The sequence below is a fragment of the Streptomyces sp. CMB-StM0423 genome (assembly GCF_002847285.1).
Taxonomy (GTDB): Bacteria; Actinomycetota; Actinomycetes; order Streptomycetales; family Streptomycetaceae; genus Streptomyces.
The window spans coordinates 2,810,464-2,828,446 of the sequence record NZ_CP025407.1 but is presented as its reverse complement, the minus strand read 5'-3'; the positions used below and the strand labels follow the sequence as shown (position 1 = coordinate 2,828,446).

Here is a 17,983-nt window from a genome sequence, read left to right as displayed (position 1 = left end):
CCGAGTTGACCTCAGTGCTCGCAGAGGGAGAACTCGCGCTCGTAGAGCTGCTCGTTGTGCTCGTTGACGAAGAACTTGCGTTCGCGCATGAGCTGTTCGCGGTGGCCCTTGGCCTCCTCCAGCGTCATGGTCGACGTGTCGGCCCAGGGCTGCTGCGGTGGCACGTCGGACGTCGAGACGATGTTCTTCGACGGGTCGACCAGGAAGAACACGAGGATCTTGCGATGTCCCCGGCGGGTGGGGTCCGCGAGGCGGAACCCGCCGACGCGGTGCTGGAGGATGTTCGGGAAGGCCAGGCAGCGGCCCGCCGGGGTGGCTGCGGAGCCGAGGACCTGGTTCAGGGCGTCCTCGTTCTCCAGGCCGTAGACCTCGCGCACTCCGTTGTCGTCGTTCTGCTCATAGCTCGGGTGGTCGAGGCCCGCGCGGAAGCTCAGCCGGCTCTCTGTGATGTTCTCGCTGTCCCAGTAGTAGATGCCGGTCGAGACGATCCGCTCGTTCACCATCCCCTCGACGTGCCACGACCCACCGGCGTACTCCGGCTTGTCCGGGGTGAGATGGATGGTGGCCAGTTTGACTATGACCTGGAGCCGCCGGCCGCGCAGGTCGACGCGGGCGGAGTCGTCGGGCGGCTCGGGCGCGGTGAAGGCAGGCGCGTCCGGGATGACCGGGCTGCGGTTCTCCCACCAGTCGTCCTGGGCCTCCTCCCAGGCGCGTACGGCTTCCTCGTGGGCCGCCTTGTCGCTGTGGTCCTCCTCGTCCGGATACTCCGGCTCCGAGTCGTACCACCCGTACGGATCCGCCACGATCCGCAGGGGCCGCGGATGGCGCAGATCGGTGAGCACGTTCTCCAGCAGCGGCCGCAGGCGGGCGAACACGTCGGGCAGGACGCCGGCCAGTTCGCGATGGGTCTCGGGGTGGACATTGTTCACGTACGAACGGAAGGCGACCTCGCCGTCGGCACTGACGTCGACGTCCGTGGGCAGCCACTGGAACTTCTCCGAGAACTCGTACGTCGACCAGCGGTCCGTCGGGTTCTCCCAAGCCCGCTCCGGCGCGCCGCTCACCCCGTTCACGAGGCAGAACAGCGAGGGATGAACCAGATCCAGCACCTGTCCATCGGACCCGGGATGCCAGTCCCGCTCCTCTTCCGGAACCTCCTCCAGCACCCGGACCGCTTCCCGCAACCGGGACCGCAACTCGTCATCGACCAGCCGGTCCGACTGCCACACCCCGTCGACGGCGGAAACCTCCACGCCGTTACTCCCGTCGCGCAGCGCCGCGTAATGCGCGAGCTCGGCGAGCACGTAACGGACCTGCGCTTCGGTAAGGCCCTGGGCGATCGCCTCTTGCGTCCACCTGGCGACGACGCCGGCGTCGTTCATCTTGTCGAACCACTCCGGCTTCGCCCGGATATGGGCGCTGCACTGAATCATCTCAAGTTCCCGCAGGGTGCGAGGCTTCGCGAAGGAGAGGGAACGCGATGCCTGAAAGGGCAGCGGGAAAGCGGAAAGGCGACTCAATTCTCTTGGTCCTCCCAGTCGATGTGCGGTGGCCGGAAGGATACGGGAGCCCACTGACACCCCGGCCCACCCTCCCATCCCCCCAGGTCCGGGAGCCGGACACCGCCCCCGGGCCACCTCCGCCCGTACCCGAAGGGCGCCCTTGGGGCAGCCCGTGTCCGCCGGGTGTTCAGAAGTTCCTTGCCCGCGCGGGGGGATTGCCGGGCTACCTTGCGGCGTACGTTGCCGGGCCGGTGGAAGGGCGTGACGTGGTGAACGGTATTCGGTGGATAGCGAGTGCGCACGATCTGGGCTACACCTTCACGTTGTGCGAGAACATCACGCCGGAGGAGTTGCTGGTCCGGGTGGGCGCGGAGCCGCAGCACATCCACGAGATGACCGAGGACGCGGCGATGGAGTTTCTGTCGCGGGAGGAGGACGACCCGCTGGGTGATCTGGATTTCCCCGACCTCGATGACGAGGCCCACTTGTCACGCCTTGGCGAGGCCGGCTTCCTGTCCCGCCCCGAGGCAATCATCCGCGCCGGCGCCGTCCCCGGCTGGGCATACGCGATCGAGGAGTTCTCGGCCCGCTCCACGGCCCACCTGGCCGCGTTGTCACGCGGGACGCAGACCTACTCCGTGTACCGCAGCGTGAACGGGGAGCATCAGATCGGCTACGCCCGGGACGGAAAAGTCCTGGCCTACGTCGATCAGCTCATGCTGCGTTCGGGAGAAGTCGGAGCGGACGAAGGGATACCGGACTTCACCTACACCGACGAGGAACTCCTGGACACCGCCTTCCTGCGCTTCCTGGAGGGCAAGCACGGGATCGCCATCGCCTGGGAGGACACCTGGGGGCCCACTGCCCACCGCCGCCTTCGCGCGGATCTACGGGAAAGGGCCGGGCGGGTGCGCATCATGAAACTCGCAAACTGGGATCGTGACTTCAAGATCGTTCCTGCAAGGTGTTCCATCTCAACGAAGCGGTGGGAACGGTGATCGCGACGCATGGCGACTGGCGTGAGGACAACGAATGGGTGAACGGCCCCACGCCGTTCGGCCCCATGCCCGGAGTTTCGGGAAATGAAGTTGACTGAATCGCCGTCGATCTCGCCGCCCTGGGTGCGGGTGAGCGAGGTCTTTGCCGAACGCTGAGGCCGCCGGGCAGCACGGGCGAGCGTCACGGCAGTGGACCGCCGGGTTGCCGGTCGACGAACGTGCGAACGCGCGGGGTCGCGGCTCGGGGCGGGGAGCGCGGCCTGCGTCAGCTCGGCGAGCAGCCGACGCTGTGAGGCCGTCGGGGAGACATAGGGGACGGACATACGCCGCCATGCCTGGCACACGGCGCAGCCTGTCCCGGCCGACGTCTTCGGTCACCCCGCGAGCGGTCGTACCGAAGTGCTGGTCGTGATCTACTCGGCCCGCCTGACCTCGTGCCTTCACCCGTCATGTGTCCCGTGCATCGGTCGGAGCGATGTTCTGCGTGCCTGCCAATTCCGGTCGAGGGGCGTGCAATTGCAGGTGCCTTGTGGTCTGGTTTGGCCTCCGGTGCGTGTCTGCAATTTCAGGGCTCAGGTCACAGCTTGCACTGTGAGACACATCACGACGCCCGAGAGGTGTAGACCGCAGTTGCGCCGGATTCCCGAACGTGCAGTTCGTCGGGCGTTACCGCGAGGTAAGGAACTGTGCGTGGAGTGGAATCCATGATCGCGGGGTGAAAATGGCGCGCTGCTCATGCGTGTTCGCTCATGTGGTCGGGTTGGCTGGGTGCAGCAAGTTCATCGGGTGACGAGGGAGTCACCCGATTCTCCATATCCGGCCCCCGTTCGAAGAGGACCTATGACCGAGGAAGTCCCCGCAGAGGATCACAGCAGCCCGGTGACGCACGCCATGCTGCACGTCCCGCCCGTGTGCGAGGCGCTGTACCTCGCCAACGCGGACGCCTACTTCACCTACGCCCAGCACTGGCTCGACGACGAGGCCGCGGAAGAGGCAATCCACCTGGCCTTTCATCAGATCCGCAACCGCTGGGAGGAACTGGGCCGGCACGGCGACCTGCGGCAGCAGGCGTGGGCGATCCTGCGCCGGGTGGTCGCCTCGTACGTCGAGGAGTCGGAGGTACGGCGCGAGATCGCGCACGTGCTGGCCGTGTACCAGGAGCTCCTGGAGCAGCAGAACGCGGGCGTAGGGCTGTACGAGGCGATAGCGAAGCTCTCTCCGCGGCAGTTCGACGTGGTGGTCCTGCGCTACCTGTGCAAGTTCCCCACCGACCGGATCGCCTGGTACCTGGGTGTCACGGCCAGCACCGTCGACTACCACTGCCGTCGCGCCACGAAGCGCCTGGAGCGGGACCTCGCGCAGTTGCTGAAGAAGGACGGGGAGACGAAGTGAGCGAGCAGAGCTCGGCGGTGGAACAACTCCTGGCGGGGGCCGGGGAGATGATGCTGGCGGGCCGGCGGCGGTTCGATGTGGCGGCCGGGCTCCGGCGGCTGCAGGAGGGGCCGGCCGGGTATACGGGTCCGGGCACGGACGCCTCTCCCGTCGTGCAGGCGCGGGACGAGTTGTCGGTCCTGGTGCGCTGGACCGTCAACCGGGCCGGGGCGACCGGGTTCGTCGGCCGGCTGGCCAGTCTGCTCAGCGACCACGGGCCGCAGTGCCACGAGGTCTGGCTGGAGGTGCCCGACATAGACGGGGCGATCCGCGGCATGCAGGTCTTCGCCTGCATGCTGTACCAGGCGGATCACCGGGAAAGCGCGCAGTTCTGGTGGCAGTTGGCCGCCGGTGCCGGCAGCCGCGTCGCCGCCTACTGCCTGCATCTGCACCACCTCGGCCTGGGCGAGCCCGCCGAGGCCGGCCACTGGCGTACGCAACTGCAGGAGGACGGCGGCCCCGACGACGAGTTCATATCCGGCGTGAGCCTGTTCGCCGACTACGTCGACCGCCACTGCGAACCCGGCTGGGAACCGCACATGCACCGGGAAATACAGCGTCTGGCGTCCCGCGAAGACGTCCGCGACGCGCTGGTCTGCCGGCCGGAAAGCGAGATCGCCGACCGCTTCAAACGCCACTGCGAGCAGCACTGACGAAAGAAGGTGTCCCGGTGCCGAAGCTCACGCGCCCGCCGGCCAGTTCCGCCGTGCGTCCGAGGAACAACCAGACCTGTGTGCACCACGCCCCCGTCTGCCGGCGGAGTTGCCGGTGCCGCACGCGCAGGAGCGAGATCAATACGCACCTGCTGCACGGCCTGTACTACGGCCTCGGTACCGGGCTGGCGGGCCTGCTCTTCTGGTGGGTACAGCAGATGATCTAGTCCATTCCCCACGCTGACGGCACCGCGCCGGCGAACTCCGCCCGCGGTGCCGTCCCGGCGAGAGCCCCGAATCCTCCGGCTGCCGCGGGCCTTGTGCGAGCGAGGGCGACCGCTGGTGCGCGGAGTGCACATGACCCGGGTGCCTGACGGTCCGTCGGTGCTCACGGTTTCCAACTCCCGTGCCTGCGCGGGCTGATGCACCCTCAACCGATGGCGTGTCAGTGGTGGCGACTAGTCTTCGGCGACGTGCGCGAGCCGGGAGGGGTTGTCATGGCTGAGGGTCCGATCGAGCTGATCCGTCTGGAGGGGGACGGCAACAGCGTCGTTCTCCGGATCGACGGGAAGGAGGCGCGGAAGCCCCCTGTCGAGGAGGATGTGCTGGTCGGGGAGTTCGTGGTCGAAACGCCGTTCGTCCGTGGCACCCTCAAGACCTGGCTCTTTCCCGAGGACCTGGATGAGTGGCAGCAGGCTCTGGACGCGCTCGACGCGGGCCACGACATCGCCTGGCGCGAGGGATCCAGGGCTCCCTGGCTGTACGTCGAGCTCGACGGGGACGACGACCGGTGCCGGGTCACGATGAGGGACCATTCCGCCTCCCTGACGACGGTGACGGTCACCATCCCCCTGGCCGACGCCTGGTTCGACGACGCGTACCGGCGCCTGGACGCGGTCTGGGAGACCTGGCCCCTGGAGGAAGACTGATCCCCGGCCGACGGGATCACTCGGTGACGAAGGTGGCGTGCGCCGCGATGATCTTCCAGCCTGCCCGGTCGCGGGTCCAGGTCCGGGTGTAGCGCATCCGTGCGCGCAGCGGCTGACCGCCGACGGCGCCCTCCAGCGTGCCGAGGAACCACGTGACCCCGGTGTGCGCTGTGGCGAACACCTGGAGGTCCTCTTCCTCAAGGCCGGTCAGCACCTGGTGGCCGGTCCGGTGGGCATCCAGGTCGTCGTCCTTCGAGTAGAGGCGTCCGTCGGGACCGGTGAACCGTCCTGCGTCGTCGAGCAGTTCGCCCAGTGCGTCGACGTCGGAGGCGAGCTGGGCCGCCTGAAGGCGTCGTTCGGCCGTGCGGAGGCTTTCGGCGTGATCGTCGTTCGGCATCCGCCCAGCATGGCTGGTCCCGGTGCCGGAGCGGTCTCCCCTTCTGCTGATGGCAGATTCTGCCCGGTGTCAGCAGGAAAGGCGGCGAGGTGGGGCGGGCCCCTGGAGGCCCGCCCCAACCGTTCCGGATGGTGTCAGGTTGTTACGCCGTGGTTTGCGAGCCAGGTGAGTGGGTTCTTGGCCGAGCCGTAGTCCGGTGTCGTGCGGACCTCGAAGTGCAGGTGGGGGCCCGTGACGTTGCCCGTGGCGCCGGATTGGGCGATGCGGTCCCCCATGCCGACCGCGGCGCCCTCGGAGACGTCTGTCTGCGAGAGGTGGGCGTAGTGGGTGTAGTCCCCGTCGCCGTGTCTGATGACGATCTGGTAGCCGAAGGAGTCGTCCCAGCCTGCTTCCACGACGGTGCCCTTGGCCGCGGCCTTGACCGTCGTGCCGACCGGGACGGACCAGTCCTGGCCGGTGTGGCCGTTCTGCCAGTTCGCGCCCGACGCCTCGTAGCCCGCCGTGGGGGTGCTGCCGTCTACCGGCATGACGGCCGTCGGGTCGGGTGCGGCAGTGGCGGTGCCGTAGGAGGCGTTGTCGGCGTTGGTGCCCGGGCCGTCGGCGGGGCCGTCCAGGGAGAGTTCCATGCCGGGGGAGATCAGGTTCGGGTCCTCGCCGATGACGGATCTGTTGTTCTCGTACAGCGTCTTCCAGCCGCCGTCGACGTCCTGCTCCGCCGCGATGACGGAGAGGGTGTCGCCCGAGGCGACGGTGTAGGTGGTGTCCTCTGCCGCGAAGGCGGCGGACGCGCCGATGACCGGCAGGGCGAGGGTGGCGCCCGCCGCGGAGGCGCGGGTGGCGAGTTTGCGGGCGCTGCCGGGGCGGCGCGCGGCGCGGTGGCGGCCGTGAGGGGATGACATCGTACGGGCCTCTTTCTCCGGACGCCTGCGAGGTGAGCTGTCGGGTTCGGGCTGGAGCTGCCCGGCCGCCGGCTTCGGCGGCCTCACCCCGAGCCGTCGCAGGGACGGCGTGGTCCGGCGGGGGCCGGACCCGTGGGTCCCCCGCTCCTGCCCGGCGGTGCGAGCTGATCAGCAGGTACCGCGGCGCCGGGGGCAGGATTCGGCGGTCCGGCGCGCAGCGGGTGTTCGCCTTTCGAACGGGCAGCCACGCTAGGGGGATCATGTGTTCGACGGCAAGGCCGTCACGCATTCCCGCGGAATAATTGACTCCGCGTCGCGGCCAGTTGACGTCGTGCAGCCGCCAGACCCGGGCAAGCGCTCATTTGCCCGTCGGTCTCCGACAAAGGGAGTGGCGGGTGGTGATGCGTTTACATGCCGGTCGGCCGGCCGGATCGGTGTCCGGTGTTCGGGCCGCGCCGTCGCGCGCCGTGGCCCCGCCGACGTGATCATGGAACCGTGTTGCCCGCCCGCGGTGACGACCGACCCTCCGAAGGAATCGATCATGGACGCCGATGGCCAGCTCGCCTCCGAACCGCTGAATTGTCTGGTCACCGGGGCGTCCGGATACATCGGCGGCCGGCTCGTGCCCGAGTTGCTCGCGGCCGGGTACCGGGTGCGGTGTCTGGCCCGTACGCCCGGCAAGCTCCGCGATCACCCCTGGGCCGGGGACGTCGAGGTCGTACGCGGGGACGTCACGGACGAGGAGTCCGTAGCGGCCGCCCTGCGCGGGATGGACGTCGCGTACTACCTGGTGCACGCCCTCGGCTCCGGCGGTGGGTTCGAGGAGACCGACCGGCGGGCGGCCCGTGTCTTCGCCCGGCAGGCGGATGCCGCCGGGGTGCGGCGGATCGTGTATCTGGGCGGCCTTACGCCGCGGGGGGTGCCGGAGGCGTCCCTGTCTCCGCACCTGCGGTCCCGGGCCGAGGTCGGGCGGATCTTTCTGGAGGGGGCGGTGCCCGCCACCGTGCTGCGGGCCGCGGTCGTGATCGGTTCGGGGTCGGCGTCGTTCGAGATGCTGCGCTATCTGACCGAGCGGTTGCCGGTCATGGTCACCCCCCGCTGGGTGAACACACGCACCCAGCCCATCGGCGTCCGCGACGTGCTCCGCTACCTGGTCGGCTCCGCCGCCATGCCGCCGGACGTCGACCGGGCCTTCGACATCGGCGGGCCCGACGTCATGACGTACCGGGAGATGATGCGGGGCTACGCCGCTACGGCGGGGCTGCACAAGCGGCTCATCCTTCTGGTGCCGGTCCTCACCCCGCGGCTGTCCAGCCACTGGATCGGGCTCGTCACCCCCGTTCCCGCCGCCATCGCCCGGCCCCTCACCGAGTCGCTGCGCCACGAGGTCGTCTGCCGCGAGCACGACATCGCCCGGTACGTGCCCGACCTGCCGGGGCGCCCGCTGCCGTTCGACGAGGCGCTGGCCCTGGCGCTGCGCCGGGTGGGCGAGGCGCGGGTCGCCACCCGGTGGTCGTCCGCCGCCGTGCCCGGTGCGCCCAGCGACCCGCTGCCCACCGACCCGGACTGGGCGGGCGGCAGCCTCTACGAGGACGAACGCCGGCTCTCCGTCGACGTACCCCCCGACGTGCTCTGGAAGGTGATCGAGGGCATCGGCGGGGACAACGGCTGGTACTCCTTCCCGCTGGCCTGGGCGGTCAGGGGCTGGCTCGACCGGTTCGCCGGCGGCGTCGGCCTGCGCCGCGGGCGGCGCGACGCCGCGCGGCTGCGGGCCGGCGACTCGCTGGACTTCTGGCGCGTCGAGGAGATCGAGCCCGGCCGCCTGCTGCGGCTCCGGGCGGAGATGCGGATGCCGGGGCTGGCGTGGCTGGAGATGTACGCCGAGCAGGATGCCGCGGGCCGTACCCGGTACCGGCAGCGCGCCCTGTTCCACCCCCGTGGCCTCCTCGGGCACGCCTACTGGTGGTCGGTGTTCCCCTTCCACCACGTCGTCTTCGGCGGCATGGCCCGCAACATCACCCGGGCCGCCGCCAGGGAGGCGCGCGTCAGTCCGTCTCCCCGGCCGCGGTAGGCGCGGCGAGCGCGGCGAGCGCGGCGAGCGCCGCGTCGAGGCGTTCGGTTGCCTCCTCGGCGACCGGGCGCAGCGCGTCGAGTCCGGTGAGGGTGACCATCGTGCCGGGGTCGAGGGCCTGCACGGCGGTCCGGTTGCCGTCGCGGCGGACGACGACGTTGCAGGGGAGCAGCAGGCCGATGGAGCGGTCGGTGTCCAGGGCGCGGCGGGCGAGGGGCGGGTTGCAGGCGCCGAGGATGACGTAGTCCTCCATGTCGTGGTCGAGCTTCGCCTTCAGGGTGGCGGTGACGTCGATCTCGGTGAGGATGCCGAAGCCCTGCGCCGCGAGGGCGTCGCGGGTGTGGGCGACGGCGGTGGTGAAGTCGGTGTCGAGGTGCACGGTGCGGTCGTAGCGCATGGCGGTCGGCTGTCCTTCCGGTGGTCGGCGCGTGGGACGAGGGGCGGTGTCCGGGCGCCCGCGCGGTCTCGTCTGGCGGTTCTCCCGGGTGCTCCCCGCTTCCCGCTTCCCAAAATACCCCCCGGGTAATTGTGCTACGGTCGCTCATATACCCCCCGGGGTAATTAGCCACTGGAAGGGAGTACGTCGTGTTCTTCGTCGACACGATCGAGGTGCCGGGGCTCGGCAACCGCAGCTATCTCGCCGGCGGTGAGCACACCGCCGTCGCCGTCGACCCGCCGCGCGACATCGACCGCGTGATCGCCGCCGCCGCGCGGCGCGGGGTGCGGATCCCGTACGTCGTCGAGACGCACGTGCACAACGACTACGTCACCGGGGGTCTGGAGCTGGCGCGGGTCACCGGGGCCGCGTACCTCGTGCCCGCCGGCGCCCGCGTCTCCTTCCGGCGCGTACCCGTGCGCGACGGGGACCGTACGGAGATCGACGGCCGCCTCGCCCTGCGGGCGCTGGCCACCCCCGGGCACACCCCCCACCACACCTCGTACGTGCTGGAGGAGGACGGCACCGCCGTCGCCGTGTTCAGCGGGGGGTCGCTGCTCATCGGCACCGTCGGGCGCCCCGACCTGGTCGAGCCCCGGCTCACCGAGGGCCTGGCCCGGGCGCAGCACGCCTCCGCGCGGCGCCTCGCCGACGAGCTGCCCGAGGAGACCGCCGTGCTGCCCACCCACGGGTTCGGCAGCTTCTGCTCCTCCGCGCAGGCGAGCGGCAGCGACACCACCATCGGCCGGGAGAAGGCCGTCAACGACGCCCTCACCCGCGACGTCGACACCTTCGTCGCCGACCTGCTCGCCGGGCTCGACGACACCCCCGCGTACTACGTCCACATGAGCCCCGCCAACACCGCCGGCCCCGCCCCCGTCGACCTCACCCCGCCCGCGCGCGCCGCGGCCGGGGAGATCGCCGAGCGGCTCGCCGCGGGGGAGTGGGTCGTCGACCTGCGCAACCGGGTCGCCTTCGCCGAGGGGCACGTCTCCGGCTCGCTCAACTTCGAGGCCGCCGGGCAGCTCGCCACGTATCTCGCCTGGCTCATCCCCTGGGGCAAGCCCGTCACCCTGCTCGCCGAGTCCGCCGCGCAGCTCGCCGACGCCCAGCGCGAGCTGGTACGGGTCGGCATCGACCGCCCCGCCGCCGCGGCCACCGGCACGCCCGCCGACTGGGTACGCGACGGGGAGACCCCGGCCTCCTTCCCCCGCGCCACCTTCGCCGACCTGGCGGGGAAGGCGGCCGGCGCCGTCGTCCTGGACGTACGCCGCGCCGCGGAGCGCCGCGCCGCCGGGCACGTCGAGGGCTCCGTCCACATCCCCATCCACACCCTGCCCGGCCGCCTGGCCGAGGTCCCCGCCGGTGAGGTATGGGTGCACTGCGCGGGCGGCATGCGCGCCGCCATCGCCGCCTCCCTCCTGGACGCGGCGGGCCGCGACGTCGTCGCCGTCGACGACTCCTTCGACGCCGCCGCCGAGGCGGGCCTTCCGGTACGGACCGCCCGGTGACCGCCCGCCGGCGCCCGATACGCCCCGGCGGCTGTCCGGCGTACGGGACCCACCCCACCGGCGCCGTCCCGTGACCGCGGTCATACTCGCCCTCGCCGCCGGCGCGCTCATCGGCGTCGCCCTCGGCGCGCTCGGCGGCGGCGGCAGCGTCCTGGCCGTGCCCGCGCTGATCTACCTGTTCGGTTTCGGCCCCGTGGCCGCGACCTCCGCCGCCCTGGTCATCGTCGCCCTCACCTCGGCCACGGCGCTCGCCGCCCACGCCCGCGAGGGCCACGTGCGGTGGCGTACGGGCCTGCTCTTCGCGGCGGCCGGAGCCGCCCCCGCGATGCTCGGCGGGGCGCTCGCGGGCCACGTGCCCGGCGCGGTGCTGACCGCGGCCTTCGCTGTGGTCGCGGGAGCAGCCGCGGTGTGCATGCTGCGCTGTCGCCGGCGCGCGGAGGCCATTCCCGCGGTACGCCCCGGCCGTGCCGCCGCGGCCGGGGCCGGGCTCGGCGGGGTCACGGGGTTCGTCGGCGTCGGCGGCGGCTTCCTCGCCGTACCGGCGCTGGTCGGGGTGCTGGGCATGCGGATGAAGGCGGCGGTCGGCACCAGCCTGCTCGTCATCACCGTCAACGCGCTCGCCGCGCTTGCCACCCGCGCCGGCACCGTCGCGGACCTCGACTGGGCGGTCGTCGGCCCCTTCACCGGCGCCGCGGTCCTCGCCGCGGCCGGCGGCAAGCGGCTCGCCGCCCGGGTCTCCGGGGACGCGCTTCAGCGGATCTTCGCCGTCGCGCTGCTCGCGGTGGCCGCGTTCATGCTGATCGACGCGGTGGCGTGAGCCGGCCGCGGGGAGTGATCATGCCAGCGACAGGAACAGCTTCTCCAGCCGGGCGCGCATCGCCTCGGGGTCCTCCCCGTTCTTGCGGCCGGACTCCATGTCGGTCACGCACTGCTGCAGTCCGGTCGCGATGATCGCGAACCCGGCCCGGTCCAAGGCCCGGGAGGCCGCGGCGAGTTGCGTGACGACGTCCTCGCAGTCGCGCCCCTCCTCGATCATCCGGATCACCCCGGAGATCTGGCCCTGGGCCCGGCGCAGGCGGTTCAGCACGGCCTTGAGGTCCGCGCCCTCCAGCTCCAGTTCCACGCTCACTCCTCGGAAAAAAATACCCCTGTGGGTATCGTACGTCCCGGCCAGGGACGACGTCGAACAGTAAGGACACCACCCGCCATGACCAGCATTCCCACCAGCCTCGCCACGGACCAGGCCCGCACCCGGCTCGGCGAACTCGTCGTCGTCGACGTGCGCACCCCCGCCGAGTACGCCTCCGGCCACCTGCCCGGCGCGGTGAACATCCCGCTCGACCACCTGCGCGCCGCGCTGGACGACATACGCCACGCCGCCGAGCGCCGCGACCTCCTCGTCGTCTGCGCCTCCGGAGCCCGCTCCGAGAGCGCCTGCAAGCTGCTCGCCGAGGAGGGCGTCACCGCCGCCACCCTCGTCGGCGGCACCGGCGCCTGGGCCGCGGCCGGGCACGACCTGGACACCCCGGCGGCCTGCGACACCCGGGCCGGCTGGAGCATGGAGCGCCAGGTGCGCTTCACCGCGGGGAGCGTGGTGCTCCTCGGCCTGCTCCTGGGCGTCCTCGTCCACCCGGCGCTGCTGCTGATCCCGGCCGGCATCGCGGGCGGCCTGGTGTTCTCCGCGGTGACGAACACCTGCGGCATGGCGGTCGTCCTCGGCAAGCTCCCGCACAACCGCCCGCGCACCGCCGACCTCGACGCCGCCCGCGCGGAACTCCGCGGCCACTGAGCGCCGGGGCCGGTGAGCGGGGCGGCCGCCGAGCGGGGTCAGGTCACCAGGCCCTGCCGGTACGCGTAGACGACGGCCTGCACCCGGTCCCGTAGATCGAGCTTGGTGAGGATGCGGGACACGAAGGTCTTGACCGTCTCGTGGCTGAGTTGCAGCGCCGCGGCGATCTCGCCGTTGGACAGGCCGTCGGCGATGAGGCGGAGGACTTCGAGTTCGCGCGGCGTCAGCGGGATGTCGTGCGGGGTGCCGCCGTCGGCGGGGCGGATGCGGGCCGCGTAGCGGCCGACGAGCTTGCGCGTCACCTCGGGGTCCAGCAGGGCCGCGCCGGTGGCCACGGTGCGGATGCCGTGCAGGAGCTGGGCCGGCGGCGCGTCCTTGAGGAGGAAGCCGGCGGCGCCGGCGCGCAGGGCCTCGTACACGTACTTGTCCAGGTTGAACGTCGTCAGGACGAGCACCTTCGCCGGGCGCGGCACCCGGGCACCGGCCAGCCGGCGGGTGGCCTCGATGCCGTCGAGCACCGGCATGCGCACGTCCATCAGCACGACGTCCGGGCGCAGCCGGCCGGCGAGTTCGACGGCCGTCTGGCCGTCGCCGCACTCGCCCGCCACCTCCAGGTCCTCCTGGGCGTCGATGATGGTCACCAGGCCGGTACGGACCAGGACCTGGTCGTCGCAGATCAGGACGCGGATCGGCGCGGTCACGAGACACTTCCCGCCGGGATCCGGGCCCGTACGACGAAGCCGCGGCCCGTCTCCCCGCCCGCGCTGAACTCGCCGCCCAGCACGTCCACCCGCTCGCGCAGCCCCGCGAGCCCCCGGCCGCTGCCACCGGGCGAGGCGGCCGGCGCGGCGGCGCCCGCCGTGCTCACCGCCACCGTGATCTCGCCCGCCCCGTGGTGCACTTCGACCGACGTGGCGCTGCCGCGCGCGTGCTTCAGCGCGTTCGTCAGCGCCTCCTGCACGACGCGGTACGCCACGAGGTCCGCGCTGCCCGTCGACTCCGGCGGCGTGCCCTTCTCCGTGAACTCCACCGGCTGCCCCGCCTGCCGCGTCTGCTCCACCAGCGTCAGCAGTCGGCCGGCCGACGGGATGCCGGCCTCGCCGTCGTAGCCGGGGTCGAGCACGTCGAGCAGGTGCCGCAGGTCCGTGATGGCGCGCCGGCCGGTGTCGGTCACGGCGGTCAGGGTCGTGTCGAGGCGGTCGGGCGCGGCGGTCAGATAGCGGGCGGCCTCGGCCTGCACGACCATCGCGGTCACGTGGTGGGTCACGACGTCGTGCAACTCCCGGGCGATGCGCGTACGTTCCGCGGTACGGGTGTCCTCGGCGACCCGGCGCCGGTGCGCGGCCTCCGCCGCCCGGGTCGAGCGCAGCCACGATCCCATGCCCCACACGAGGGCCATCGCCAGGTAGTACATGACGAACTCGCTCGGCCCCTCGGTCCCGCCCACCCCGACGAGCGCGATCGCCAGCGCGACGTACGCGGCGGAGAACAGCAGCGCGAGGGGGCGGCGACGGCGCTCCAGGTGGGCGCCCGCGCTCATCAGGGCGATGGCCTGGGCGGTGCCGGCCAGGGAGTGGTAGCCGCGGAGCTGGTCGACGGCGAAGCCGGCCGTCACCAGGGTGAGGCAGAGCAGCGGCCACCGGCGGCGGAGGGCGAGGGGCAGGCACTGGAGCGCGACCGCGGCGACGGCGAGGGCGTCGAAGTCGCGTCCGGGGAGGCCGCCGAGCTGGGTGCCGTGGGTGTGGGACGCCGGGAGGAGGGCGGCGAAGAGGATGAGGAGACCGAGGGGGAGGTCCCGTACCGTGACGTCGAACCGGCGCCACCGCTCCGGGAGTTGCCGAAGACGCGTCACCGGTGGAGTGTAGCGGCGGCGCGAGGGGCCGCCGGGGGACGGGCCGGTGCCGGGTGGGCGGCAGACGGACGGGCCGCCCGGGGGCGGGCCGGTGCGCGAGCCGGCGGGGGGCGGGCGGCCGGCGGGCGGCCCGCCGTTGGGTGAGCCGCCGCCCCGTGCTCCCGGCATGACCGGCACCGTCCGCCCCCCCGCTCCGTACCCGCGCCTAGTCCTGGGCGGCCTGGTCCGCGACCTTCCGGATCGCGCGTACGGCCACCTCCGGCTCGTCCGCATAGATGTAGTGCTCGCTGTTCTCCGCCGTGCTCAGCTCGCTCCGCTCCGACAGCGCCAGCCACTTGCGCTGCCCCCCGAGCCACGCCCGCTCCAGCCCCTGCCCGTACTCCGGCACCGTGGCCAGGTACTCCTTCCCGTGCCTGATCACCTCGACCGGGATGTCCCCCGCGGACCGCACCTCCCCGTCCGTCACCGTCAGCTTCTCCGGCCCCTTCCCGCCGAGGATCGCGAGGGTCTGCTCGCGCAGTTCGACCGCCGGGCCGGTCGCGGAGTCGGGGATCTCACGGGCCAGGTCGGCGTTCTGCGTCGGCGAGGTGGCGTCCATGAGGACCAGCCCCTTGACCCGGTCGGTGTGGTCGGGCGCGTACCGCGCGGAGATCAGCCCGCCCAGCGAGTGCCCCGCCAGCACCACCGGCCGGTCGCCCGCGACCTGCTCGATCACCCCGGTCAGCACCTTCCCCGTGCTCTCGATCGTCTGCGGCCCCGCGGGCTTGTCGCTGGCGCCCTGGCCCAGCCGGTCGTACGAGCAGACGCGGTCCCCGGCGCTCAGCGTCTTCTGGATGCCGGCCAGCTTCGTCAGGTCGTCGCCGCCCCCGGAGAGCAGGACGACCACCGGCCGGCCCGCCGCGGGGCTGCCGGAGCAGGAGACGTTGACCGACTGCCCGCCGACGTCGATCTTCTCGGTGCCGGTGAGCAGGTCCTCGTCGGCCGTACGCTCCTGGGCGGCGGCGGACGCACCGCCCGCGGCGTCGGCGTCTTCGGTGTCCGAGGAGTCCGAGCAGCCGACGAGTCCTGCGCCGGCCGCCGTACAGCACAGCCAGACCAGTGCCGTCGCGGTGCCGTTGCTGCGGATGCTGCGGAACACGATGTCCTCCAATGAGCGGGAATCCGGGCGGAGTCGGCGGGCCGGGCCTGCCGGCAGGCCGGCCGCACTCCGGTTGCCCAGAACGCTAGGGACCTGGCGGCCCCGGAATCGTCACCGCAGGGAGGACACCTGCGCGTAGCTCGCGCGGGGGACAGCGGCCGCCGGTCCGGGGCGGCCCCGCCGCCGCCGGGGGTCAGCCGCGGGCCATGGCGATGACGCCGGAGAGGCGTTCGCCGGCCTCGTAGATCATGTACGGCACGCCGCGGTCGGTGCCGAACGCCGGGGCCGCCGCGCGGCCGTTCTCGGGGCCCGTGGTGCGGGAGTCGTAGAAGACGCCGAGGTGGTTGCGGCGGGAGAAGTCGGCGCCGACCTCGGTGATCAGGATGTTCCCGCCGCTGCCCTTGTCGGTGTGGTAGACGACGTACGCGCTGCCGCCCCGCTCCAGCAGATGCGCGCCGGAGACGTCGGAGGCGCCGACGGCGGCGTGGTCGATCAGCGGCGCGGGGTCGAACGTCCAGGTGCGGCCGTCGGCCGACCAGCCCCAGCCGATGTCGCGGTGGTTGGAGCGGTCGTTGCGCATGAAGAGCATGACGTAGTGGGCGCCGCGGCCCGGGAGTTCGTACGGGAAGACGCGGGCGTAGGAGGTCTCGGTGGTGCCGGCCGGGAGCATCGCGGTGGTCAGCACGGTCTTGTCGTACGTGAAGGCGATGCCGTCCTTGGAGCGGGCGAGGCGGGTGGTGTTGTTCTCGCCGTGGAAGTAGAGCCACAGCTCGCGGCGGCCGGCGTGCCACATGACGTGGGGGGAGGAGACGTGGCTGACGCTGTAGTGCGGGGACCAGACGTTACCGACGATCGGGTTGCGCGGGTACTCGGTGAAGGGCCCCTCCAGGGAGTCGCCGTAGGCGAGGCAGATGCCGCCGGGGTTCTCGTGGGGGGCGTAGTAGAGGTAGTAGCGGCCGCGCGGGGCGGAGAGGCGGTCGTAGACGCCGCGGACGCAGGGGAAGATGATCTCGCCGCTGGGGTTGTACGAGAGCTGCCCGGGGACCAGCAGCGTGCGCACGTACCGGTAGTCGGGGAACGCCCCGGGGGCGGCGGCCGCCGGGGCGGCACCGGCCCCGCCGAGCGCGAGCAGGCCGCCGCCGGCGGTGGCGGCGGACGCGGCGGAGGCGGTGCGCAGGAAGCGGCGGCGGTCGAGTGTCATGGGGGCTCCTCTGTCGGCTGCGGGGGTGGCGCGGCTGCGCGCGACGCGTACTGCTCATACGCACGAGCCCGGGAGCGGGACCGAAAAGGGCGGCGGCTAATGCGTATTACCGGGACTGTGCCGCCACCCTCCGAAGGCCGTCAAGGCAACCCGCAAGCTAATCACGGGTAATCACCACCGCCCCGTACGGGAACCGCCGAACCGCCTTCCCGGGGGCGGGATTCGGGGTCGGGTGGTAGCCCGTTTGCTGTTCGGTGCGGTGGGCTTCGGCCGCGTGGCGGGTGGCCCCGTCGGGGGTGTTCGTGGCGTGGGCTGTCGCCGCCAGGGCCGTCGGGGGGCGGTGGGCCGTGCGGGGGAGGTTCAGTGCGCGGGCCGTGGCCAGGGCGAGTTCGGCGTGGTCGGTTGCCGCGGCCGTGTCGCCGGTGGCGCAGTGGAGGAGGGCCAAGGGCGGCGTGGGCGTCCGCCTGCCGTGGCGCCCACCGGGCCGGGCGCGGCGAAGTCGGCCGCCTCGCCCGTTGCTGGAGGTGCGCTACCCCGCCGGGGTGGACCGGGACCTTCGCCTGGACGGGCAGGGTCTGACGCTCGTGCCGTCGTACTTCGCAGCCGACGCCCCCGTGAGCCTCGCGGACCCCGAACTCCCGCCCGTCCTCTGGTACCCGGTCCACCACCGGCAGGCCCCCGTACCCCCCGGTCCCGGCCATCCTCCGGAGCAGCGGCTCGCCGCGCTCCTCGGCCGGGCCCGGGCGGCCGTCCTGTACGCCACCGCGCACGGCGCGACGACGGGTGAACTCGCCCGCGCCACCGGTGCCCCCGCCTTCGCGGCCGCCCGGCACGCGGGCACGCTGTGCGACGCGGGCCTGTTCACCGCGGTCCGCGACGGCGGCTCGGTGCTGCACACCCTCACCCCGGCGGGCGCGGCGGTGCTGCGCGCGTCGGGTGCGGCGGGCGGAGCGGGCGCGGCGGCGGCCCGGCGGCCCGCGGACCGGAGTACGGCCCGGGGCCCGGCCCGGCGGCCCGCCGCGGTGCGGATCCGGTGCGGCTGCGGGGCGACCGCGGGTGGCCGGAGTGATCAGCCGGGATGAGCGGCAGACCCGGATGGCAGTGCCCCGCCGCAGTTCGCCGCGCCAAGAGTGGCGGCCGGCCCGTCGCCCTCGGGGGTCCGCGCCCCACCCGGCA

19 protein-coding genes are annotated in these 17,983 nt (G+C 72.5%); 10 read left to right on the top strand and 9 right to left on the bottom strand.

Features of this window, described 5'->3' with window-relative positions; translation table 11 throughout:
* Window positions 1-11: 11 nt before the first annotated feature.
* Window positions 12-1,520 (bottom strand): DUF4246 domain-containing protein, encoded by a 1,509-nt coding sequence (locus tag CXR04_RS11955; protein ID WP_101421827.1) that lies wholly within the window; start codon window positions 1,518-1,520, stop codon window positions 12-14.
* Between the two features lie 233 nt (window positions 1,521-1,753).
* Here CXR04_RS11955 and CXR04_RS11950 point away from each other — a divergent pair, with 233 nt between their 5' ends.
* The 5 genes from CXR04_RS11950 (at window position 1,754) to CXR04_RS11930 (ending at window position 5,513) form a co-directional block, all read left to right on the top strand.
* Window positions 1,754-2,500, top strand: coding sequence for a DUF6461 domain-containing protein (locus tag CXR04_RS11950; RefSeq protein ID WP_234380184.1), 747 nt, complete (start codon window positions 1,754-1,756; stop codon window positions 2,498-2,500).
* An 840-nt stretch (window positions 2,501-3,340) separates the two neighbouring features.
* Window positions 3,341-3,892: a sigma-70 family RNA polymerase sigma factor gene (locus tag CXR04_RS11945; RefSeq protein ID WP_101421826.1), complete on the top strand. Its 552-nt coding sequence runs from the start codon at window positions 3,341-3,343 to the stop codon at window positions 3,890-3,892.
* Window positions 3,889-4,584: a hypothetical protein gene (locus CXR04_RS11940; protein WP_101421825.1), complete on the top strand. Its 696-nt coding sequence runs from the start codon at window positions 3,889-3,891 to the stop codon at window positions 4,582-4,584. Before CXR04_RS11945 ends, CXR04_RS11940 begins: the two co-directional genes overlap by 4 nt.
* Before the next feature lie 17 nt (window positions 4,585-4,601).
* On the top strand, window positions 4,602-4,811 hold the full coding sequence (locus CXR04_RS11935) for a hypothetical protein (RefSeq protein WP_101421824.1): 210 nt from the start codon (window positions 4,602-4,604) through the stop codon (window positions 4,809-4,811).
* 270 nt (window positions 4,812-5,081) lie between these two features.
* Complete coding sequence (locus CXR04_RS11930; RefSeq protein ID WP_101421823.1) at window positions 5,082-5,513, top strand: DUF5959 family protein; 432 nt, start codon at window positions 5,082-5,084, stop codon at window positions 5,511-5,513.
* Window positions 5,514-5,529: 16 nt separating this feature from the next.
* Here CXR04_RS11930 and CXR04_RS11925 read toward each other — a convergent pair whose 3' ends face one another.
* Together CXR04_RS11925 and CXR04_RS11920 are read right to left on the bottom strand one after the other, a co-directional pair.
* Window positions 5,530-5,910: a nuclear transport factor 2 family protein gene (locus tag CXR04_RS11925; protein WP_101421822.1), complete on the bottom strand. Its 381-nt coding sequence runs from the start codon at window positions 5,908-5,910 to the stop codon at window positions 5,530-5,532.
* 134 nt (window positions 5,911-6,044) lie between these two features.
* Complete coding sequence (locus CXR04_RS11920) at window positions 6,045-6,809, bottom strand: peptidoglycan DD-metalloendopeptidase family protein (protein WP_101421821.1); 765 nt, start codon at window positions 6,807-6,809, stop codon at window positions 6,045-6,047.
* A gap of 541 nt (window positions 6,810-7,350) precedes the next feature.
* Between CXR04_RS11920 and CXR04_RS11915 the strand changes: the two genes are divergently transcribed.
* Complete coding sequence (locus tag CXR04_RS11915; protein ID WP_101421820.1) at window positions 7,351-8,880, top strand: SDR family oxidoreductase; 1,530 nt, start codon at window positions 7,351-7,353, stop codon at window positions 8,878-8,880.
* On the opposite strand, the gene CXR04_RS11910 is transcribed toward CXR04_RS11915, so the two are convergent.
* Entirely contained in the window at window positions 8,855-9,277 is a 423-nt protein-coding gene (locus CXR04_RS11910) for a DUF302 domain-containing protein (RefSeq protein ID WP_101421819.1), read from the bottom strand. The two genes, CXR04_RS11915 and CXR04_RS11910, sit on opposite strands and share 26 nt — an antisense overlap.
* A 188-nt stretch (window positions 9,278-9,465) precedes the next feature.
* On the opposite strand from CXR04_RS11910, the gene CXR04_RS11905 reads away from it, so the two are divergent.
* Window positions 9,466-10,827, top strand: coding sequence for an MBL fold metallo-hydrolase (locus tag CXR04_RS11905; RefSeq protein WP_101421818.1), 1,362 nt, complete (start codon window positions 9,466-9,468; stop codon window positions 10,825-10,827).
* A gap of 70 nt (window positions 10,828-10,897) precedes the next feature.
* Window positions 10,898-11,644 carry a TSUP family transporter gene (locus CXR04_RS11900; protein ID WP_101421817.1) on the top strand — a complete coding sequence of 249 codons (747 nt, stop codon included), beginning with the start codon at window positions 10,898-10,900 and terminating at the stop codon, window positions 11,642-11,644.
* 18 nt (window positions 11,645-11,662) lie between these two features.
* Here the strand turns inward: CXR04_RS11900 and CXR04_RS11895 are convergent, their stop codons facing one another.
* The gene (locus CXR04_RS11895; RefSeq protein ID WP_047017838.1) at window positions 11,663-11,950 is read right to left on the bottom strand and encodes a metal-sensitive transcriptional regulator; all 288 of its coding nucleotides are present in this window, start codon (window positions 11,948-11,950) and stop codon (window positions 11,663-11,665) included.
* An 84-nt stretch (window positions 11,951-12,034) separates the two neighbouring features.
* Between CXR04_RS11895 and CXR04_RS11890 the strand changes: the two genes are divergently transcribed.
* On the top strand, window positions 12,035-12,616 hold the full coding sequence (locus CXR04_RS11890) for a rhodanese-like domain-containing protein (protein WP_101421816.1): 582 nt from the start codon (window positions 12,035-12,037) through the stop codon (window positions 12,614-12,616).
* Window positions 12,617-12,654: 38 nt separating this feature from the next.
* Here the strand turns inward: CXR04_RS11890 and CXR04_RS11885 are convergent, their stop codons facing one another.
* From CXR04_RS11885 to CXR04_RS11870, 4 genes are all read right to left on the bottom strand, one after another.
* Window positions 12,655-13,317 carry a response regulator gene (locus CXR04_RS11885; RefSeq protein WP_101421815.1) on the bottom strand — a complete coding sequence of 221 codons (663 nt, stop codon included), beginning with the start codon at window positions 13,315-13,317 and terminating at the stop codon, window positions 12,655-12,657.
* Window positions 13,314-14,468 (bottom strand): sensor histidine kinase, encoded by a 1,155-nt coding sequence (locus tag CXR04_RS11880; RefSeq protein ID WP_101421814.1) that lies wholly within the window; start codon window positions 14,466-14,468, stop codon window positions 13,314-13,316. The genes CXR04_RS11885 and CXR04_RS11880 overlap by 4 nt, the downstream gene beginning before the upstream one ends.
* Before the next feature lie 205 nt (window positions 14,469-14,673).
* Window positions 14,674-15,618 (bottom strand): alpha/beta fold hydrolase, encoded by a 945-nt coding sequence (locus CXR04_RS11875; RefSeq protein WP_101421813.1) that lies wholly within the window; start codon window positions 15,616-15,618, stop codon window positions 14,674-14,676.
* Between the two features lie 181 nt (window positions 15,619-15,799).
* Window positions 15,800-16,807 (bottom strand): hypothetical protein, encoded by a 1,008-nt coding sequence (locus tag CXR04_RS11870; protein WP_101421812.1) that lies wholly within the window; start codon window positions 16,805-16,807, stop codon window positions 15,800-15,802.
* Between the two features lie 542 nt (window positions 16,808-17,349).
* Between CXR04_RS11870 and CXR04_RS11860 the strand changes: the two genes are divergently transcribed.
* Window positions 17,350-17,889 (top strand): hypothetical protein, encoded by a 540-nt coding sequence (locus CXR04_RS11860; RefSeq protein WP_234380183.1) that lies wholly within the window; start codon window positions 17,350-17,352, stop codon window positions 17,887-17,889.
* The last annotated feature ends 94 nt before the right edge of the window (window positions 17,890-17,983 follow it).